Annotated in this window: 19 protein-coding genes; 15 read left to right on the top strand and 4 right to left on the bottom strand. The window is 38.7% G+C overall.

The window, feature by feature from the left end; translation table 11 throughout:
- The first annotated feature begins 571 nt into the window (after window positions 1-571).
- The 11 genes from MMU07_RS07210 to MMU07_RS07160 all read left to right on the top strand — a co-directional run bounded on the left by MMU07_RS07210 (window position 572) and on the right by MMU07_RS07160 (window position 8,952).
- On the top strand, window positions 572-1,282 hold the full coding sequence (locus tag MMU07_RS07210) for a hypothetical protein (protein WP_241125178.1): 711 nt from the start codon (window positions 572-574) through the stop codon (window positions 1,280-1,282).
- Entirely contained in the window at window positions 1,279-1,986 is a 708-nt protein-coding gene (locus MMU07_RS07205; protein ID WP_241125177.1) for a hypothetical protein, read from the top strand. Before MMU07_RS07210 ends, MMU07_RS07205 begins: the two co-directional genes overlap by 4 nt.
- On the top strand, window positions 1,983-2,654 hold the full coding sequence (locus tag MMU07_RS07200; protein WP_241125176.1) for a hypothetical protein: 672 nt from the start codon (window positions 1,983-1,985) through the stop codon (window positions 2,652-2,654). The genes MMU07_RS07205 and MMU07_RS07200 overlap by 4 nt, the downstream gene beginning before the upstream one ends.
- Entirely contained in the window at window positions 2,651-3,274 is a 624-nt protein-coding gene (locus MMU07_RS07195) for a hypothetical protein (protein WP_241125175.1), read from the top strand. The genes MMU07_RS07200 and MMU07_RS07195 overlap by 4 nt, the downstream gene beginning before the upstream one ends.
- Window positions 3,271-3,978, top strand: a complete 708-nt coding sequence (locus MMU07_RS07190) for a hypothetical protein (protein ID WP_241125174.1) — start codon at window positions 3,271-3,273, stop codon at window positions 3,976-3,978. The genes MMU07_RS07195 and MMU07_RS07190 overlap by 4 nt, the downstream gene beginning before the upstream one ends.
- Window positions 3,979-4,123: 145 nt before the next feature.
- Entirely contained in the window at window positions 4,124-4,693 is a 570-nt protein-coding gene (locus tag MMU07_RS07185) for a hypothetical protein (protein WP_241125173.1), read from the top strand.
- Window positions 4,680-5,372, top strand: a complete 693-nt coding sequence (locus MMU07_RS07180) for a hypothetical protein (protein ID WP_241125172.1) — start codon at window positions 4,680-4,682, stop codon at window positions 5,370-5,372. Before MMU07_RS07185 ends, MMU07_RS07180 begins: the two co-directional genes overlap by 14 nt.
- Window positions 5,373-5,503: 131 nt before the next feature.
- On the top strand, window positions 5,504-6,700 hold the full coding sequence (locus tag MMU07_RS07175) for a hypothetical protein (protein WP_241125171.1): 1,197 nt from the start codon (window positions 5,504-5,506) through the stop codon (window positions 6,698-6,700).
- Window positions 6,701-6,996: 296 nt separating this feature from the next.
- Entirely contained in the window at window positions 6,997-7,590 is a 594-nt protein-coding gene (locus MMU07_RS07170; RefSeq protein ID WP_241125170.1) for a hypothetical protein, read from the top strand.
- Window positions 7,580-8,179: a hypothetical protein gene (locus MMU07_RS07165; protein ID WP_241125169.1), complete on the top strand. Its 600-nt coding sequence runs from the start codon at window positions 7,580-7,582 to the stop codon at window positions 8,177-8,179. The genes MMU07_RS07170 and MMU07_RS07165 overlap by 11 nt, the downstream gene beginning before the upstream one ends.
- A complete protein-coding gene (locus MMU07_RS07160; RefSeq protein WP_241125168.1) occupies window positions 8,173-8,952 on the top strand; it encodes a hypothetical protein in 780 nt (259 codons plus the stop codon). The genes MMU07_RS07165 and MMU07_RS07160 overlap by 7 nt, the downstream gene beginning before the upstream one ends.
- A gap of 59 nt (window positions 8,953-9,011) precedes the next feature.
- Here the strand turns inward: MMU07_RS07160 and MMU07_RS07155 are convergent, their stop codons facing one another.
- The 3 genes from MMU07_RS07155 to MMU07_RS07145 are packed head-to-tail and all read right to left on the bottom strand — an operon-like array spanning window position 9,012 to window position 11,633.
- Window positions 9,012-9,944 carry a carboxypeptidase-like regulatory domain-containing protein gene (locus MMU07_RS07155; protein WP_241125167.1) on the bottom strand — a complete coding sequence of 311 codons (933 nt, stop codon included), beginning with the start codon at window positions 9,942-9,944 and terminating at the stop codon, window positions 9,012-9,014.
- A 4-nt stretch (window positions 9,945-9,948) separates the two neighbouring features.
- On the bottom strand, window positions 9,949-10,509 hold the full coding sequence (locus MMU07_RS07150) for a hypothetical protein (RefSeq protein WP_241125166.1): 561 nt from the start codon (window positions 10,507-10,509) through the stop codon (window positions 9,949-9,951).
- The gene (locus tag MMU07_RS07145; RefSeq protein WP_241125165.1) at window positions 10,506-11,633 is read right to left on the bottom strand and encodes a 6-bladed beta-propeller; all 1,128 of its coding nucleotides are present in this window, start codon (window positions 11,631-11,633) and stop codon (window positions 10,506-10,508) included. Before MMU07_RS07145 ends, MMU07_RS07150 begins: the two co-directional genes overlap by 4 nt.
- 556 nt (window positions 11,634-12,189) lie before the next feature.
- Between MMU07_RS07145 and typA the strand changes: the two genes are divergently transcribed.
- The gene (gene typA, locus MMU07_RS07140; protein ID WP_241125164.1) at window positions 12,190-13,995 is read left to right on the top strand and encodes a translational GTPase TypA; all 1,806 of its coding nucleotides are present in this window, start codon (window positions 12,190-12,192) and stop codon (window positions 13,993-13,995) included.
- 454 nt (window positions 13,996-14,449) lie between these two features.
- Here the strand turns inward: typA and MMU07_RS07135 are convergent, their stop codons facing one another.
- The gene (locus tag MMU07_RS07135; RefSeq protein WP_241125163.1) at window positions 14,450-15,904 is read right to left on the bottom strand and encodes an NADP-dependent isocitrate dehydrogenase; all 1,455 of its coding nucleotides are present in this window, start codon (window positions 15,902-15,904) and stop codon (window positions 14,450-14,452) included.
- 226 nt (window positions 15,905-16,130) lie between these two features.
- Here MMU07_RS07135 and MMU07_RS07130 point away from each other — a divergent pair, with 226 nt between their 5' ends.
- The 3 genes from MMU07_RS07130 to dut are packed head-to-tail and all read left to right on the top strand — an operon-like array spanning window position 16,131 to window position 18,892.
- Window positions 16,131-16,916, top strand: a complete 786-nt coding sequence (locus MMU07_RS07130; RefSeq protein WP_241125162.1) for an enoyl-CoA hydratase/isomerase family protein — start codon at window positions 16,131-16,133, stop codon at window positions 16,914-16,916.
- Window positions 16,917-16,937: 21 nt separating this feature from the next.
- Window positions 16,938-18,461, top strand: coding sequence for a lipopolysaccharide biosynthesis protein (locus tag MMU07_RS07125; protein WP_241125161.1), 1,524 nt, complete (start codon window positions 16,938-16,940; stop codon window positions 18,459-18,461).
- Window positions 18,458-18,892 carry a dUTP diphosphatase gene (gene dut / locus MMU07_RS07120; RefSeq protein WP_241125160.1) on the top strand — a complete coding sequence of 145 codons (435 nt, stop codon included), beginning with the start codon at window positions 18,458-18,460 and terminating at the stop codon, window positions 18,890-18,892. The genes MMU07_RS07125 and dut overlap by 4 nt, the downstream gene beginning before the upstream one ends.
- Window positions 18,893-18,896: the final 4 nt, after the last annotated feature.

The raw sequence follows: 18,896 nt of genomic DNA, 5'->3' as shown, positions 1-18,896 counted from the left end.
GAATCCAAGTGAATCTAAAAACCGAATCCTTCGAGGTTTGAAAAGAAACCTCAAAGGATACAACACCTTTGAGGTTTTTGGAACCTCGAAGGTTTGTTTGAGAAACCCAATGTTTTGAATGAAAAAGTGAATCTAAAAACCAAATCCTTCGAGGTTTGAAAAAAAACCTCAAAGGATACTTAAACCTTTGAGGTTTTTGGAACCTCGAAGGTTGATTGATTGAAAATTTAACCTTTGAGGTTTTTGGAACCTCGAAGGTTTGTTTGAGAAACTCAATGTTTTGAATGAAAAAGTGAATCTAAAAACCGAATCCTTTGAGGTTTTTGGAACCTCGAAGGTTTCTTTATGAATCCAAATGCTATCAATGAAAAAATTGGCTATGACATCCTAATCCATCGAGGTTTGAAAAAAAAACCCAAAAGATACTTAAACCTTTGAGGTTTTTGGAACCTCGAAGGTTGATTGATTGAAAATGTAACCTTTGAGGTTTTTGGAACCTCGAAGGTTTAAGTAAAAATTCAGCCTTTCCGAGGTAAAAAAATTATCCATGATTAAATAAACCTTCGAGGTCTTGAAGACCTCAAAGGTTGTCCGAAGAGAAATGCGAAACCTGACTGCCATAGAATTGCAAGCCATCAAAAACTCCATCGTCCGAAAAGAAATCTCTTCGGCTGAAATCCTCATGGAAGTCTATGACCATTATGTCAGCCACCTGCAGGAATTTGGAGAAGTTGATTTTGATGATCAATTGGCAGAACTGGAGGAAAAATTCACTTATGGATATTGCCATGCCTTGCAGGCAAAATTCAACAAAGAAATCCGCAAAGAAATCGGTGCCCTCCAGTGGAAAGTAGTCAAGAAGAATTTTTGTTTATCGAGAATTCTTTACGTGCTGGGATTTATGATGATTGCTTTTTACTTGGGTTCGAATGTGAAAAACGAAAAAGAAGGAGCAATATTGATGGTTACGCCGTTGCTGATACTTACGGTTTTCCATATTTATTTCTTATTCAAATCAAGCAGCAGAATCAAAAAAATCAAGGAAAGCATCAGTCAGACAAGTCCATTGCAATCTTCTTTATTTTATCCCTTTTCTGAAAGGATGTATTTGCCTGTAGTTATGGCATATTCCCTTGTTTGGTTTGCGGACCTCATGTTTGAGGTAAAGGTACTTTCAAACATTGCCCCGCAGATAGCCGCTACATTTTCAATCCTTCTTTTCATTTATGTGATTTCCCTGATGGAAGTCTGGAAAATCAAATCCAAAAAATCCCTGATATGAAACTGAATGAGCAACAAATTAAAGAACTCCATTACCGCATCAATGCCAAACAGATTCCATTCACTGAGGTAAGGGACGAGGTCTTGGACCATTATCAGACAGCTTTGGAGATGGAACAGGAAAGACCCATGGAGGAGGTTTTGGCTGAGCTCGATAAAACTTTTACAATTTCCTATTGTAAAGAAGTGGCTGATAATTATATCAAAGGATTGAGATCCGAATATCCCTCCTTAATCAGGAGGAAGTTTTTAGAAATGTTTGAGTGGCGAAGGTTACCCTTAACGCTGATTATTTTTTCTTTGGGTTTATCCATTCCTTATCTGTTTCCCGACCCAAAGAAATTGGTGCATCTGGTTAATGCCTTTATCCTAATCATGATGTCAATTGAATCCTTGATGATTGAATATGCCTATCCTAAAAAATCCATCAAACACCATTACAGAATAGTCGACGACAAACCTAGATTAGCAAGATTGCAGAGCCGGCCACTTCGGGGATGGGGAATATTCCCTGCAGTTACAGCAATTTTTTTGATGGTTCCTTTATTTGTGATTTACTTAGGGAATCTTGAGGAGGGCTTTGCAGCTTATCTCTTCACTCCTCCATACATATACAGTATCTGCTTTTTGACAGGTGTGATGGTGCTCTTTCAGATTGCCAATTTTAAAGTTTCCCAAGACCGAATGAAACCATTTATTCGATGAAAAGAAGACTATATAATATTGAGATCCAGACCATCAAAGACCGGCTAAACCGGTTGCAGATTGCTTATGTGGAAATCTACGATGAGCTTTTGGACCACTATATTTCCTCATTGGAACAATTTCCTGCAAGTGAATTTGACAAAAAAAGGGAAGCATTGGATGATGAATTTGGTTGGTCCGTGGTGAGGAGTTTGGAAAAAGAACTTTTGAATGCCGTATCCAAGGAATTAAAAAATTCCCAGTTAGAAGCCCTTAAAATTTGGAAACTGGATGTATTGAAAGTGATGGGTATATTTTCTTACGCTTCCTTTCTTCTGATCATTTACCATTTAATCAGTTTGGATGTTATGATGATTTTCTCCTTTCTGCCCGCCTTGGGAATATTGGTGGCTTTACTTTATCATTCAGGCAATTACTTCTCTTTATCCCTTGACCCAAACTATCATAGACCAAGAAATGTAATCCTTCAAGCAGCCTTGGGTAAATATGTACTGATCTTCAATTTCTTCAACGCTTTTTTTGTATTCACTTCAATTTTTCTAAACAACATTGGTCTTGAAAGCTGGGCAATGGTCTTGATGATTTTTTATACAACTTTTATGAATATTTATGCCCTATCGCTTTATGGATCTATCAATCTCAAAAACTTTAAACTGATCGGATCATGAAACTCTCCAAACCCCAAATCGAAAAGATAAATGAATCCATCAAATCGGGGATTTATTACCAAGACATTCGATCGGAATTGGTGGACCACTTGGCATCAGCCGTCGAGCAGGAAATGGAAGAAGGTGAGATTTCCTTCGAGTCGACTTTGGATCAAGAGCTTGCAAAGTTGAATTTAGACAGATTCCAAAGACAAGTTTTGATCAGTCATCATTCTTCCGCATTCAAAAAGTTATTTGCAGGTTGGGTCAATCTAGAAAATTTTGGTTTGGCTTTGCTCGCATTTTGTGTAACCTATTTCTTGATCCATATCGGCTCCATAGAAGCAAGTCATACATATTCAACTTTCCTGATCGTCATGATCACTGTAAATACGGCACCATTTTTCTATTGGATTTTCACTAAGCCCATGCGCAATAGCAGTGAGTTTATGTCCGTCATCAATAGCATGTTTTTACTGTACGTATGCATGTCATTTTCTTTTGACTTGTTACTTGAATTTTCACCCATTCCAAAGCAAATCTTCATGCCGGCCTTTATGGGAATCTTAGCCGGGCAACTGATCATCGGGATCAGGTTGGTCAGCACTACTTATGAAAAATTGAAACTTGCCAAACAATGAAACTTTCTTTAGACCAAATCGAGCAACTCCATTCCCACATCAATGCCAAACATATCCCATACACAGAGGTAAGGGATGAGGTGTTGGACCATTATCAGACAGCTTTGGAAATTGAAGAAGAGAAATCCATCGAGGAAGTTTTAACTGAATTGGACGAGACTTTCACTTGGAATTACCGAAAGGAATTATGCGAAAATTATCTTAAAGTATTGAAAAAAGAATATCCAGAATTATTGAGAAACAAGTTTTTGGAAATGTTTTCTTGGAATAGATTGCCTTCAACATTCATGATTTTGGCTCTGAGCTTCACGATACCATATCTTTTACCCAATCCAAGGGTTCTGGTACATTTGATTACTGCTTTTGTAATTATAATTCAGACAATGGAATCTTCGATACTGAAATTTAGCTACTCAAAAAGTAAAATTAACTATCAATTTAAAACAATAGATGACGAACCAACTTTGGCCAGAATCCGAAGTCGCTCACTTCGAGGATGGGGTATATTTCCTTTAATCACCTACATCCTTTTGATAATTCCACTGTTTGTAATTTATCCTAGAGACTTAAATGACAACTTTGTAATGTTTTTATTTTCCCCTCCATACTTATTCAGCATTTGTACCCTTACCGCTTTAATGATACTTTTTCATATCGCCAGTTTTGAAGTTTCCCGAGACCGTATGAAACCTTATGTTCGATAAATCTCAAAAACTTAAAACTGATTGGATCATGAACGCATCTGACTTTCAATATATAGAGGAAAAACTTGCCGAAAGACCTTTTCGATGGGAGGAGTTGTACTTTGAAATTCTCGATCATGTACTTTGCAAATTTGAAGCCTCAGGTATGGATGATGTAGTGGCTTTTTGGGAGCAGGAGAAATTAAATTGGAGTAGGTGGAAAATTTTTAGATTAAGGATAAAATTTCACAATTTGACCATTTGGCAATTTTTAAAATGTTATATCAAGTCTTTGGTTTCAACCAAAACCCAAGACCTTAAAATCAACTTGCTATTTCTTGTAATTGCTGCTTTCCTTGGATTAAAATTTTTTCAAAATGAAGCTATTATGACAAGTGTTTTTGTCAGCCTCTGGTTTGTATTTCCAGTTGTTTTTCAAAGTTGGATTTATCATTCCGGTGCTACTTTGGGAGAAAAATCAATCATCTTTAAAAACAAAAGGTATGCTAGCGCAAAACGGGACTCCATGTGGTCTGTGTTATTGGCTAGTTTCTTTTTATGGCAAATTATTCTTACAAAAGGGAGGGAATACTTAGGTCTTGAAGGTTTTTTTGGAATAACCTATTTCCATCCCAGTATTTCCGTTTCTATTATATTTATGATGCTGGTATCTGCAAGGGCATTTTATTTAGTATATAAAACCCAGCTCAAACCATTTTTGTATGAAGTTAAATAAACCACAAATCGAGCAACTCAAAACCCTGATTTCCTACAAGGGCTATACAGAGATCGATGTCCAATTTGAAATCTTGGACCATGTGGCCTGCAAGGTAGAAGTAATGATGCAAGATAATCCAAAGCTGAGTTTGCCTGATGCTTTTCAAAAAGTGCACGCTTCTTTCGGGATTTTTGGTTTTTCGGAATTGGAGGAGTCTTACAAGAAAATGATTCAAAAGAGACTTTGGGGCTACTATTGGACTGCACTCAAAGATATTTTCCTGAGCTACAGGGTAATCTTCCCTGTTGGTCTTATTTACCTTTTTTTTCAATCATCAATTCTGCTTAAGGATTCCAAAGCTTGGCTTTTAATGGTTATCGTATTCCTTTTGTTTTCATTCTTTTGGGTGGTGGTCAGGTACTGGGGCAAACATAAAAAGTACAAAAAATATGCGTCATACATTGCCTCCAACAGTGTTTTTCAAGTTATCAACTTCGGCGTGATTGTATGTATGCAGGGTCATTCCTTTGTATATAGACAGCAAGACTTACAAGAAGGCATTTTTGCTCAAATATTCATTGGATCGATTTTGCTGGCACTTACCTTTCTGTATATCAGTATTTTTATCCTCCCCACAGTATTGGATCGAAGCATTTCAGATACAGAGGCATTGATCAAAGTTTATGGGGAAGGTTAACCATCTAGTTAAAAATATTTTTTTATATTTCATTCGTGTACTTACGATATCAATTATTCTATTTTGCGGCTCCATATTATTTAGATTCCAATATACCATTCATTAATACAAACTGATTTTTGTTCATACTTATGGAAAAAGAAAATACAGATCTTTCTTGGTTTAAAAAACTTCAAAAAAACAGTTGGAATCCAGAAGTAATTATTTCGGGTTTGACCTTGGCCTTTATTCTGGCTTTTCCAAAGGATCTTTATGAATTCTCGGCCAAAATCATCCAAGATTGGGGAGTTAACTATATCGGAGGTCTACTCACTTTGGTGTACAGTTCCTTTTTGCTGAATGTGTTTATGATTTTTTTGATTACCCATTTGGCATTGCGGTTTATTTGGACAGGTCTCTTGGGTGTCAGCTATGCTTTCCCAAAAGGAGTCATTGACGAAAACCTACCCAAAACTTTAAAGGGAATCACTTTCGGAGACCTGAATGAATGGACAATGAAACTTGAACGAATCTGCAGCCTGTTTTTTGGAATCCCCGTCTATCTTGCATTTATTTTTCTTCCCATTACTTTGTTTCTCCTATTACTATTGGCTATTTACAAGATATTTAACATCAGCTTTTTTTTAGTCTATATTATTTTCATGCTTTCTATGTTTGGAATGGCCCTACTGCAATTTTTCTTTAAAAAATTCTACAAGGAAACACCAAAAGCCCAAAATCTCTTCAGTACAATGGGGGCTACCTACGTCAGCAATATAGGTAAATGGAAATTTCAATTGTATCAGGCTTTAATTATACTGATTGCTATACCTTTGGTGATCAATGACATTAAAAACTTCACCCTATTTTTTCAGGAAGTAAGTTTGAACGAAAATCAATTGGAATGGCCTCAAAAAAACTGGTATTACGAAGACCAAAGAGACCCAACACAGAGGTTTGGAAGAGTGACGATTCCTTCTGACAAAATTTCTGGAGAATTCCTCCAGCTTCGAATTGCCTACTATGGAGAGGACGATAAATACCTTGATTTACTGAACGGCCCATTTTCGACTACTTTTGATACTTTAAGCTGGCAAAAGCTATCCAAAGCCCCCGACCTCTATAGAATCAGTATTGACGATTCAGTATACCAAATATCTAAATGGAACAAAGTGATATTGGACAAATCAAATCAGCGCATCTACGAAACACAAATTCCGATTGCTGAGTTATCGACCGGTTTTCATGAAATCAATGTAGAAAAATTGGTCATGAGGATGGAATTTTTTTCAGATTCAGAGCCCAAACTCAGGAAAAAATGGGCCAACGTTGTCTTTTTTAAGGAGTAGGTCTTTGTATTGGAAAAAAACGAAAATACTGTGATTTTGTAACATGTAAATCCAAACCCTGGCCAATCATTTTTTGCCACTTGATAAATCATACAACAGACTATAGCTGATTGGATTTGGGTATGTCAATCCGCGGAGATACCCCGTCCCATTTTTGGAAAGGCAATGCATAAAAAGATGTTATAATAACATTCAAAATATTAAATGTTTACTTGTGTTTTTTCTTTAAACGTTCATGTTTTCCAATACGTTTTTTAGAGAAATTTACAGTGGTCACCTAAAGCAGGTTAAAATAAATGCAAAACCTGAATATTTTCAAAATTTGTCTGATTACCCTCATCCTCATTACAGGTAGTTTTCATTTGCTTGCCCAAAAAGGGAACAGCCACTTTTCATTTGGAGCGGAATTTGGGCCTGCTATCAATTGGCAAAGATCTGGTTTTCCTTTCCAAGTGGGAGTTCCTGTCAAAGCTTACCTTGGAACAGGCAAAAAAGGTCAACTGATGTTGCGTTCCGGATTGCACTATTTCCCCAATTTATCAAAAAAAATGGATCTTGATATCGAAAGTCTAACCCGAACAGCAATTCCTCTTGCCTTTGGTTATAGGCACAATACCGGTGATTGGTATGTGGAAGGAAGTTTTGGACTGGCCTATGATGCAATTATCACTACTTACAAAGATCCTTTGATTGGCCGGGAAGAGGACATTACATTGGAACTTCACCAAGGCATAGAGTTTGGAAAAAGATTTTCCAGATACGACATAGGGATGTCGATTTACAATCAGGGAAGTGCGCCTTTCAGTATTCTGTTTGTCGGATTCAAAATTATGTACCGCCTAGGTGGAAAAAAGAAAGAACAAGAAAACTGGTGGGAAAATGAAGACTAAAACACTATTGATGTTCATAGCCCTGAGCTATAGCTTTTTGGCTACAGCACAAGAAGAAAACTTTGATAATGAATATTCAGAAACCAAGAAAAAAGCTAACCCCATGCATGCCAATGGCTTTAACTATATCAGTTTTGGAGCAGAAGTGGGACCTACACTTAACAGGGCAGGCCAATCCTACCCTATTCATTTTGCCCTTCCCACAAAAGTCTATCTCGGAAGACAAAAGAAAGGAAGATTTATTATCCGAACAGGGCTTCACTATTTCCCCAGCAATTTTCCGGATCGATTTGTTGATGTCAAAAGATCTTATACAACAATAATCCCTTTAGCCGTTGGCTATCGAAAAAACATTCAAAAATGGTATATCGAAGGATCATTGGGGGCTGCATTAAACACAAGTACTACTGTTTTTAAAGATTCATCGATCGAGAACTGGACCGTAACCTATAGGGAAATCAACTATGGGCTTGAAGTAGGAAAACAGATCGGGGATTTTGATGTAGGAGTAGCAGTGTATAATACCGGACCTATCCCTTTCCATATACTCTATGCCGGGGTTAAAACCAGTTACCGAATCAGATGGTAAAAATGAGATATACCGGTAGGTTAAAAATTCTTCTGATTATTATAATCACCACTTTGAGCATTGATTCTTCCAATGCCCAAAGTAAATTTTCCCTCGGCATAGATGCAGGCGTGAGAAATGAAAAGCCCAATTTTACAGATCCACAAGGATATCTGTTTCGGGACCTCTATCCTTCCGGTACAATTGGACTTGGACTGGCTTATGCCCAATCAGAAAGATGGGATTTTGAAATTGCAGCTTATAGAACCACTTTCAACACAGGAGTAAGTGCCTTCTACAATGAGCCTGGATTTATACCATTTACCAGATATGGCGACATGGGAGGAGGTGGTTTTGCGACTTTACAAATTCCCTTACGGGCTATATATTATACAGGGATAGGTTTCGGCAAATTCAGCCTCCATCTTATGGGAGGCATAACTACATTCTTTCAATTTGACAATAGAGATTGGACAGGAAGTATTGGTTCGGGAACCCCTGTTTTCCCACAGCCAGCACCGAATATTGGGATGGAATTTGAAAGTAGAGTAATAAACCGTTTGTCATTGGCCCCGGAATTGGGTGCAGAAATACGCTATCAATTATCCCAAAGGTTTCATCTTGCCTACAGATTCTCCGGAATTTTGGGTACAAGAAACATGGTGTCAAATGAAGGAACCTATACCGTAAGCAATAGCCCAAGCATCGTTCATGAATTTCAAGTTATTCAAAGAGGAACTTCGCTAAACCATTTCTTTAGTATGCGCTTTCGGTTGGGGAAAAAAGTCATTTAAAAACAACAAGTCCGACATCTTGACTTGAAATGTCAATCCCTAAATTTCAAATCCAGAAGTTATTTTTTAAATAGGCTCTTAAACCAACCAAAAATCCCCTTGTTTTCTTCTAATTCTACATACCGGAAACCCAACATATACTTTGGCAGGTAGGAAGGGAAAATCGTGTAATGCTTAGGGTTAAGAGAAAACCTCAAAACTTCTTTTCCTGAGGATTTTTGTTGGTAAATAGTCAGTTTTTGATTTGGAACACCATTGATATCCGCAGTAACAGCAATTATCAAAAAACCTGGATTGGCCACGATATTTTCCCCAGATATATCTACACTATTGAAACCATTTTTGAGATGATCCAATTGAAGTGTTCTAGAAGTCAACTCTGTCAAATTCTCCAAAGGTTCGTTTTTTGATAAATCAGGCTTTTCTTCAGCACTAAAAATTCTCATGTACAGTTTATCCGGGAAACCTTCTTCAAGAAAAAAATGAAAACCAATCTCTTTTAACATGACCATATCTTTCAGCTTGAAAGCATTTCCATGAAACTCCCCACTACTTTCCAAACCCATCATCATTGGCACAAACCTTCCATTTTCATCATTCGAACCAAATAATTTTAAATTTTCAGAATCTTCGAACCAATTGATTTCCCCCTCCTTCAATGGGCGGACCACTACCTCATTCAACTCCAAAACCTTTTCCTCCAATTCAATTAATTGTGGTGACTCTTTGCCTTGGAGATAAACATTCTTAGAGTAATAGGAAGAAGCACTGATATGAAAGTTTAGAGAATCAAGATCGCTGCCTAACAGTATTTTGAAGTTTCCTTCCTCATCGGTAACAGCACCTAAGTTTTTTTGATCTATTGCAACAATTGTCGCATAAGCAATTCCTTTTCCTGTCTTTTGATCCACCACACGACCATTTAGAGCATTTTGGGCAACGACACTGATTGGACAGATTATCCATAATAGTATGAAGACTATCAGTTTCATGATTTTATTCCGTATTTAAGGTTTCAATAAATTTTTTTAAATAATCAAAGTGATTGATATCGGATTTTACCGCAGCATAATTCAAATAGGTATCTGTTTTTTTTCGGTAAAACATCATATGTGACAATGCTACCAAACCATTAAAAATTTCCATATTTTGTATAAAAAGGACATCCCTGATTTCAGAATGATTTCTTTTTAGTTCAATTAGGTAATTGGAGTTGGCATCAAATCCTAAAATGTATTTACCAAAATCTCCCTCCCAATCTAAAAATTTTTGAAATTCCTGTTCCAAACAGGGATTACATGTTTCCCCGGGAAAAAGAAAAAATAATGCGTCATCTTTGATAAATGTGTCTAACGAACCCGCGCTTTTAATATCGTAAACATTAATTTTATGAACGTTAAAAACTGCACTTAATTTCCAAGAATCAATCATACTGAACATGATTTCTTCGTATGTAAATTTTTCTTCTTGAATTATCGGTTTATTACAGGAAACTAAACAGACAATAAAACTTGAAAATAAAGCGGATTTTAACTTTACCTTATATTTATTAATCATCTCAGGTAAAATTTAAATAAAAACAACTTTTCTTTAAAATCAGGAAATTCAACACTCTTTTGATGAATTCCCATAAGCTCAATAACCTTTTCATAATCGGATTTGGAGAGGTAATCCACCGCATAATAAAAATCATCTCCTGAACCAAAAGGGACAGGAACATTTGCATTTCGAAACAATCCCTCCCAAGAAACCGAGACATTATCGGAAAAATCTGTTTTATTGATTTTTACAAAATTGTAGCTTTCCAAATCTCTGTGGTAAAAAAGGTAATAATATCCGTTAAACTCAGTCCCATTAAAAGAAACAAAATTCTTTTGGGATTCAAGCAGGTGGCTTTGCAAAGCCAAGATATCATTCTCGTTTAACAATTCTTCTGGGATTTCATCTGTGTTTAACATCAGCTGAAAAAGAGGTACAAATTTCCCATCCTTGGGCCCAAAACGGAAAATTTTATCTTCAAACGGAAGATGATAAAAGCTGGAATGATCATTATAAAATATCTTCTCACTTAGGTGAGGGATGATTTGATATTTGGTATGCAAAATGGATTCATTTTTTTCATTGATATTTTTATAAACAAGAACAAACCCGTCCGATTCGCTGATTATATCGTCAGGGAATAACAAAAGTCCGTCTCCACTTTTGGAATGTGCAATACCGCTGTAATATTTATCAATCTTTTCTGATCTTAAATAATTGAAATCCATATCATAAAAAACAAATTTGAGCAATGTCCTATCAAAAATAACCAGCTCATTCTTTGATTCATCTATACTCAAAAGGGAAGGTTTATTAAAACCCTCAGGTGAATCTCCTACGGAATTAATTTCAGAAACATAATTTCCAAGAAGGTCGAATTTTGCTATTTTTTGACCTTGAGACTCATCCAATAGAAAGATATGATCTCCTGCGATTTTATATTGATCAATATAACCTATCCATTCACCTTCATTATCAAAACTCAATTCCATCAATTCGACTTTATGAAAAACTTGATTGATCTCTAAATCCGGGCTTTCTTCTTTTAAAAAAACTTTTTCGAAGTCAATATTCTGATCTTTTTTGCATGAAAAAGAACCGATAAATCCCAACAGTAAAAGAAGCAATTTGATTATTTTCATTGAGATGATTAAATATTATGAGTATCCGCAATGTAGCACGTCGGGCTATAAGAGCTTGTATCCAATGCGGATACTCGTCCACAGACGTCATTACAGTGACCACCGGGTGTTTAATGGCTCTTTTTACAAATTATTGTTTGGCTACGTGCAATAAAGCGGATACACATATTAAATATTGATAATTTGATTGAAACAATTCGATAGTATGAAATCTTGGACGCATATTATCTTCGACCCTACTATTATAAGAAAGTAACGCTTAATTTAACTGTATGTTTAATATTTTAAATCAATCATCATAACCTTAAAACCATTTAAAATTCCAACACTCCCGAATTCTAAAATCTTCCAATCTTTCAATTCTAATCGATCAATCTTCCAACTTTTTAACATTACAACTTTGTAACCACACCCCAATTTTCCAATCTTTCAATTCTCACCGAACAACCTTCCAACTTTTAATCCTTCCCAACATTAACTTTTCATTTCCTTTTTGAAGTGCATCAAGAGTAAACCAAATATTATTCCTACCTTTGCACCCTAATTCAATTTTACAATGCTTAATATTCGGAATATCGCGATTATCGCACACGTTGACCACGGCAAAACCACCCTGGTGGACAAGATCATACACGTTTCCAAAATCTTCCGTGAAAACCAACAGTTTGACGACCTGATCCTGGACAGCAATGACCTAGAAAGGGAAAGAGGAATCACCATCCTTTCCAAAAACGTTTCCGTAAGGTACAAAGACCACAAGATCAATATCATTGACACCCCCGGTCACGCTGACTTTGGTGGTGAAGTAGAAAGGGTACTGAAAATGGCCGATGGGGTAATCCTTTTGGTTGATGCTTTTGAAGGACCGATGCCACAGACAAGGTTTGTATTGGGCAAAGCATTGGCACTTGGATTGACACCGATCGTGGTGGTCAACAAAGTCGATAAAGAAAATTGCCGTCCAGATGAAGTACATGAGGCTGTATTTGACCTGATGTTCAACTTGGACGCTACCGAAGAGCAACTGGAATTCCAGACGCTATACGGTTCAGCAAAACAAAACTGGATGGGTCCTGATTGGAAAAACCCAACTGACTCTATCCTTCCTCTATTGGATGCCATCATCGAACATATCCCTGCGCCGAAAATCGACGAAGGAACATTACAGATGCAGATCACTTCTCTGGATTATTCCAGTTTTGTGGGACGTATTGCTATCGGTAGGGTAAAAAGAGGCTCCATCAAGGAAGGCGCTCAATTGTCCCTTTGCAAAGCAGACGGTGTCATCAAAAAAGTGAAAGTAAAAGAATTGCAGGTATTTGAAGGACTTGGAAGGGTTAAGGTAACTGAAGTACACGCTGGAGATATCTGCGCAGTCACCGGTATCGAGGATTTCGAAATCGGAGATACGATAGCAGATCTCGAAAAGCCTGAAGCATTGGTTCGGATCTCTATCGACGAGCCTACTATGAACATGCTTTTTACGATCAACAACTCTCCGTTTTTTGGTAAAGAAGGTAAGTTTGTCACTTCCCGTCACTTAAGGGACAGACTTTTTAAGGAAACTGAAAAAAACCTTGCATTGAAAGTGGAGCCTACGGACAGCGAAGATAAATTTTTGGTCTATGGCCGTGGTATCCTCCACTTGTCTATTCTGATTGAAACGATGAGAAGAGAAGGCTATGAACTTCAGGTTGGTCAGCCACAAGTTATCTTCAAAGAAATCGACGGAGTCAAATGTGAACCGATCGAAACATTGGTGGTGGACGTTCCGGATGCTACAGCAGGAAAAGTAATCGAAATGGCTACCCAAAGAAAAGGTGAACTCCTGATCATGGAACCAAAAGGCGATCTACAACACCTTGAGTTTAGAATCCCTTCAAGAGGATTGATCGGATTAAGGAACAACATGTTGACAGCCACTCAAGGTGAAGCCATCATGAACCATAGATTTACCGCATATGAGCCATTCAAAGGCCCAATTCCGGGACGGATCAACGGTTCTTTGATCTCTATGGAAGGCGGACAGTGTACGGCATATGCCATTGACAAATTGCAGGACAGGGGTTCTTTTTTCGTCGATCCGGGAGACGAATTGTATGCAGGTCAGGTTATCGGGGAAAACTCCCGAGACAATGACATTGTCGTCAACGTGCAGAAAGGCAAGAAACTGACCAACATGCGTGCTTCAGGTTCGGATGACAACGTAAGAATAGTTCCTGCCAAAAAATTCTCTTTGGAAGAAGCCATGGAATACATCCAAAAGGATGAATACCTTGAAATCACTCCAAAATCCATCCGTATGAGAAAAATCTATCTGGATGAAAACGAGAGAACAAGAATGGCAAAGAAAGATTCTTAAGAAGTGGGAAAGAGGAAGTATGAAGTTGGAAGTACGAAACTTTCGTCATTCTGAACCGCAGCTTGCGGAGGTGAAGATTCTCTGAAAGTACTAAGGTGAGAGGTGATAAGCTAGAGGTACGGAAAACTTGAAAATAAATAAAAATCCCCTGAGCGAAAGCTAAGGGGGTTTTTTTATGAGACACTAAATTCTTGAAAGGAAGGGTTTTAGAAGTATTGAATAGTGTTGTTTAGTAAACAATACTATTGTTGTGTACTAAGCAACAATAAAAAAACCGGAACATCTCTGTCCGGTTTTTTTGATTATTAATCCGCAAGACCTTCCTACATCGAGGTGACAAGACAAAGCTGTTTCAGATTCTCGCTTCTCGTCTCTTTTTTCTCGTTTCTCGCTTCTCGCCTCTTAAAGCGTATCAACCTTTAAACATTTTAACTTTTCAACCTTCAAACCCTCTTTACTCCCCCTGCGCCAGACTATAAGCCCTGACCCCGTCAAAAGCATAAAGATGCTCTGTTTTGATAAAATCAAATCCCAAGCCTTCGATCTGGGAAAGTAGATCCAAAACCTGCTTGTGGGTGATCACCGACTGACCCGCAGTCTGGAACCGACACCTCCAATGGTCAGTGCAAAACGTTTCTGCCATACCTCCGGGATATACTTTGATACCCCTGTTGGTGATTAATTGGAGAACGAGTCCGTCAGCATTTGCCTTTCTTAACTTCTCCCCGATGACATCCGGGTTTCTTCCCTCTGCATCCCAATCCACAAAAACATCCACACCAATCAGTTCTTTCTTGGATTTGGTGACAGGACTCAATTTGATTTGCATAGGTGCAGTTGCAGATTTATCGAAAACCGCCGGAATTAGGCTTGAAGGCACTTGTCCCAATCTTTCGATGATTGCCTTTGCAAATTCGTTTGTACCGACTTTTTTGGAAGAAAGGGCAGGTTGGAAGATGTCTCCGGTATGGATGCCATCCTCAAGGGTCTTCATCCAGGCGTTGGAGATTTTTTCAGCTACTTCGGGTTGTCCGATATGAACAAGCATCATGATGGCACCATTGAGCAATCCTGAAGGGTTGGCAATATCCATACCTGCAATGTCAGGCGCCGAACCGTGAATCGCCTCAAACATGGCGACTTCCTCTCCTACATTGGCCGAACCACCCAATCCTACAGAGCCTGTGACCTGTGCAGCCACATCCGAAATTATATCGCCATACAGATTCAATGTCACAATTACATCAAAAATCTCCGGTCTCTCTGCAATCAAGGCTGTTCCGATATCAATGATCTTATGGTCAGTCTGGATTTCAGGATATTCCTTGGCTACTTCCAAAAATGTCTTGTGAAACAAGCCGTCTGCCAACTTCATGATGTTGTCTTTGGTCATGCAGGTCACTTTCTTGCGTCCGTACTTCCTCGCATATTCAAAGGCATAGCGGATGATTTTTTCGGAACCAGGTTTGGATATCAATTTCAAACACTGATACACCTCTTGAGTCTGTCTGTGTTCAATTCCCGCATAAAGGTCTTCTTCATTTTCACGGATAATGACAAGGTCAGTTTTTGGAAAATAAGTCTTTACAAAAGGGGAAAATGCCTTGCAAGGTCTGACATTGGCAAATAATCCAAAGGATTTTCTGGTAGTCACATTCAGACTTTTGAATCCTCCACCTTGTGGCGTAGTGATAGGAGATTTAAGAAATACTTTTGTCCTTCTCAAAGAGTCAAAAGCTCCCGGTTCCATCCCAGAGCTGATTCCCTTTAAATATACCTGTTCGCCGATTTCTATTACTTCATATTCCAACTGTGCGCCTGCCGCTTCGAGGATTTCAAGCGTGGCTTTCATGATCTCGGGACCTATACCATCTCCGTAGGCTACGGTGATTTTTGTTTTTGATGACATAAATAAAAGAAGTTAGTTTTATTTGGATTATTGCGCAAAAATAAGAAAATAAGCCGAAAGCCTCGGGTGACCTTCCATAAATTAGCATAATACCAATCATAAATTATACCGAGAATTCTTATTATCCCCACCCTGCTTGATTTGGGCTTCAAGGTATTTTTTAGGGCAATGCTTGGGGAATGAATGCCATGCTTGTATATTTGATATTCACATCTACCTCATAATCATGCCTGACAGCAAGAACATTCTCTCCAAAGAAAAACTTGGCATTCTGTATTTGACCATCAACAGGGAATCTAAATTGAATGCACTCAATTTTGCCACCTTAACGGAAATCAGGGAAATCTTCACAGAAGTTGCAGACAACAAAGATATCAAAGCTGTAATCATCACAGGTTCAGGCGAAAAAGCGTTTATTGCAGGTGCAGATATCAGTGAAATCGCAGAACTCAACGAATTGAATGCAAGAAAATTTGCAGAGAACGGTCAGGACATATTTAGCATGATAGAGAATTGCCACAAGCCGGTCATTGCTGTCATCAATGGTTTTGCATTAGGTGGCGGATGTGAGCTGGCTATGGCCTGTCACATGCGAATAGCGGTAGCTGCAGCCAAATTTGGACAGCCGGAAGTCAATCTAGGAATCATTCCCGGATATGGCGGGACTCAGAGACTGACCTACCTTATCGGAAGGGGAAAAGCCAACGAGCTGATGATGACCGGAGATATGATCGGTGCTGATGAGGCAAAATCGCTAGGCCTGGTCAACCATGTGCTTTCCACCAAAGAAGAGGCCTTGGGCAAAGCCGAAGAAATTATCAAAAAAATCATGAGCAAAGCCCCTCTTGCCATAGGAATGATCGTGGATTGCGTCAATTCGGTCTTTGTACCTGACGAGGACGGATACCAAACCGAGGCCAACAGTTTTGCAAGATGTGTCAAATCAGGCGATTATAAAGAAGGTACTTCTGCTTTCCTTGAAAAAAGAAAACCGGTTTTCAAAGGGGAGTAAGTCCCCTTTCCTATTTTAGAAATGAGCCAACTCAAAAGACTTGCCGGACAGACCGCCATCTATGGCATCAGCAGCATCCTTGGCAAGACCATTAATTTTTTACTTCTCCCCATTTATACCGCATACCTTGCCAAAGAAGAATTAGGATCTTTCACTGCGATTTATGCTTTCATAGCTTTTTTAAATATCATTTTCACCTTTGGTATGGAGACAACCTACTTCCGCTATGCCACGGGAAAAGGCCTCGATCCCCAAAAGGTATTTGCACAGATCCAATCGCTGTTGATTACCACATCCATTTCGATGGGAGCAATTATCTATTTCAGTGCACCTGCTATTGCAAGTTGGCTTGGGTACGAGGGACAGGAATACCTGTTCCGTTGGATGGCGTGGATATTGGCCATAGATGCAGTTTTGGCTTTGCCTTATGCCAAGTTGCGAAAGGAAAACAAAGCGCTTCCCTTTGCACTTACCAAGCTTGGCAATATTCTGCTGAATGTATGTTTCAACATTTTCTTCATCGTATTCTGTTTTCATGTGTGGAATGGAGACCTCCTTCCTACTCTTCAGCCTTTTGTCAATACCATTTACAATTCTGATTGGGGGGTAGAATACATTTTACTCTCCAACCTTCTTGCCAATGCACTGATGATTCCGGTTTTGTTCAGACTATCAGGAAAATTCTCGTTTGGGATGAACAAAGAAATCCTCCAACCGATGTGGCATTATGCAGTTCCCCTGCTGTTTATGGGTCTGGCGGGTGTGACCAATGAAGTGTTTTCCAGAGGCTTGTTTGAATACGTATTGCCCGAAAACTTTTACGAAGGTTTGAGCCAAAGAGAAGCCGGTGGTGTTTTTGGAGCGAATTTCCGATTGGCCATATTCATGAACCTAATTATTCAGGCATTCAAATATGCTGCCGAACCCTTTTTTTTCAACCAATCCATAGACAAAAACAGTCCCGCTCTTTTTGCAAGGGTGATGCATGCTTTTGTGATTTTCTGTTCGCTTTTGATGGTGATGGTTTCGGTCAATCTGGATCTGCTTGGCAGTTTTTTCCTCCGTGGGGAAGGCTATAGCGAAGCGTTATATATCGTCCCGGTTTTATTGTTGGGATATCTTTTCTTGGGGATATATTTCAATCTCAGTATTTGGTTTAAGTTGACCGATCAGACCAAATACAGTTTTTATATCACCGCCATCGGGGCGCTGGTGACAGTCCTTGTGATTTTTGTTTTTGTTCCGATTCTCGGTTATATGGGGGCTGCGTTGAGCACCTTGTTGAGTTATTTTATTATGGCAGTTGTTTGTTACTTTTTTGGGCAGAAATATTTCCCGATTCCTTACCAGACAGGAAAAGATTCCTTTTACCTCATATTTGCTTTTGGATTAAGCTATCTGGGATTTTTCTTGGAAATAGAGCAGGCTGTCCTTCAATTTATTACAAGAAATAGCCTTGTGATTGTTTTTGTTCTTGTAGTTTTGTGGCTTGAAAAAGAGGAACTCCGAAAGTTCTCCGATCCTTTGAAAAAAAGAAAACCATGAAAATCAAGGTAATCAACCAATCCAAACACACTTTACCAGAATACCAGACTCCCTTGGCTGCAGGTCTTGACCTCAGGGCAAACATTGATGAACCCGTTTCATTGGGGCCATTGGAGAGAAAGCTGATAGGTACAGGACTTTTTATTGAGTTGCCGGCAGGATATGAAGCCCAGATCAGGCCGAGAAGTGGCTTGGCCTTTAAATATGGCCTTTCGGTCCTCAATACTCCAGGAACAGTCGATGCGGACTATCGAGGTGAGGTCAAGGTTTTGTTGGTAAACCTTTCGAGTGAAACTTTCGTGGTACAGGACGGAGAGCGAATCGCACAAATGGTCATTGCCAAGCATGAACAAATCCAATGGGATGCTACGGAAAACCTTTCCGAAACCGAGCGTGGAGCAGGAGGGTATGGCAGTACCGGCAAATCTTAAGTAC

Source organism: Cognataquiflexum nitidum (genome assembly GCF_022538055.1).
Classification (GTDB): domain Bacteria; phylum Bacteroidota; class Bacteroidia; order Cytophagales; family Cyclobacteriaceae; genus Cognataquiflexum; species Cognataquiflexum nitidum.
Note: the sequence above shows the minus strand (reverse complement) of the source record. Positions and strands in the feature narration are given on the sequence as shown.

Coding starts and splice junctions, on each gene's coding strand:
- MMU07_RS07175 (WP_241125171.1), top strand. CDS start 5,504: ATGGAAAAAGAAAATACAGATCTTTCTTGGTTTAAAAAACTTCAAAAA.
- MMU07_RS07200 (WP_241125176.1), top strand. CDS start 1,983: ATGAAAAGAAGACTATATAATATTGAGATCCAGACCATCAAAGACCGG.
- dut (WP_241125160.1), top strand. CDS start 18,458: ATGAAAATCAAGGTAATCAACCAATCCAAACACACTTTACCAGAATAC.
- MMU07_RS07145 (WP_241125165.1), bottom strand. CDS start 11,633: ATGAAAATAATCAAATTGCTTCTTTTACTGTTGGGATTTATCGGTTCT.
- MMU07_RS07180 (WP_241125172.1), top strand. CDS start 4,680: ATGAAGTTAAATAAACCACAAATCGAGCAACTCAAAACCCTGATTTCC.
- MMU07_RS07165 (WP_241125169.1), top strand. CDS start 7,580: ATGAAGACTAAAACACTATTGATGTTCATAGCCCTGAGCTATAGCTTT.
- MMU07_RS07160 (WP_241125168.1), top strand. CDS start 8,173: ATGGTAAAAATGAGATATACCGGTAGGTTAAAAATTCTTCTGATTATT.
- MMU07_RS07125 (WP_241125161.1), top strand. CDS start 16,938: ATGAGCCAACTCAAAAGACTTGCCGGACAGACCGCCATCTATGGCATC.
- MMU07_RS07185 (WP_241125173.1), top strand. CDS start 4,124: ATGGATGATGTAGTGGCTTTTTGGGAGCAGGAGAAATTAAATTGGAGT.
- MMU07_RS07170 (WP_241125170.1), top strand. CDS start 6,997: ATGCAAAACCTGAATATTTTCAAAATTTGTCTGATTACCCTCATCCTC.
- MMU07_RS07205 (WP_241125177.1), top strand. CDS start 1,279: ATGAAACTGAATGAGCAACAAATTAAAGAACTCCATTACCGCATCAAT.
- MMU07_RS07130 (WP_241125162.1), top strand. CDS start 16,131: ATGCCTGACAGCAAGAACATTCTCTCCAAAGAAAAACTTGGCATTCTG.
- MMU07_RS07195 (WP_241125175.1), top strand. CDS start 2,651: ATGAAACTCTCCAAACCCCAAATCGAAAAGATAAATGAATCCATCAAA.
- typA (WP_241125164.1), top strand. CDS start 12,190: ATGCTTAATATTCGGAATATCGCGATTATCGCACACGTTGACCACGGC.
- MMU07_RS07155 (WP_241125167.1), bottom strand. CDS start 9,944: ATGAAACTGATAGTCTTCATACTATTATGGATAATCTGTCCAATCAGT.
- MMU07_RS07135 (WP_241125163.1), bottom strand. CDS start 15,904: ATGTCATCAAAAACAAAAATCACCGTAGCCTACGGAGATGGTATAGGT.
- MMU07_RS07190 (WP_241125174.1), top strand. CDS start 3,271: ATGAAACTTTCTTTAGACCAAATCGAGCAACTCCATTCCCACATCAAT.
- MMU07_RS07150 (WP_241125166.1), bottom strand. CDS start 10,509: ATGATTAATAAATATAAGGTAAAGTTAAAATCCGCTTTATTTTCAAGT.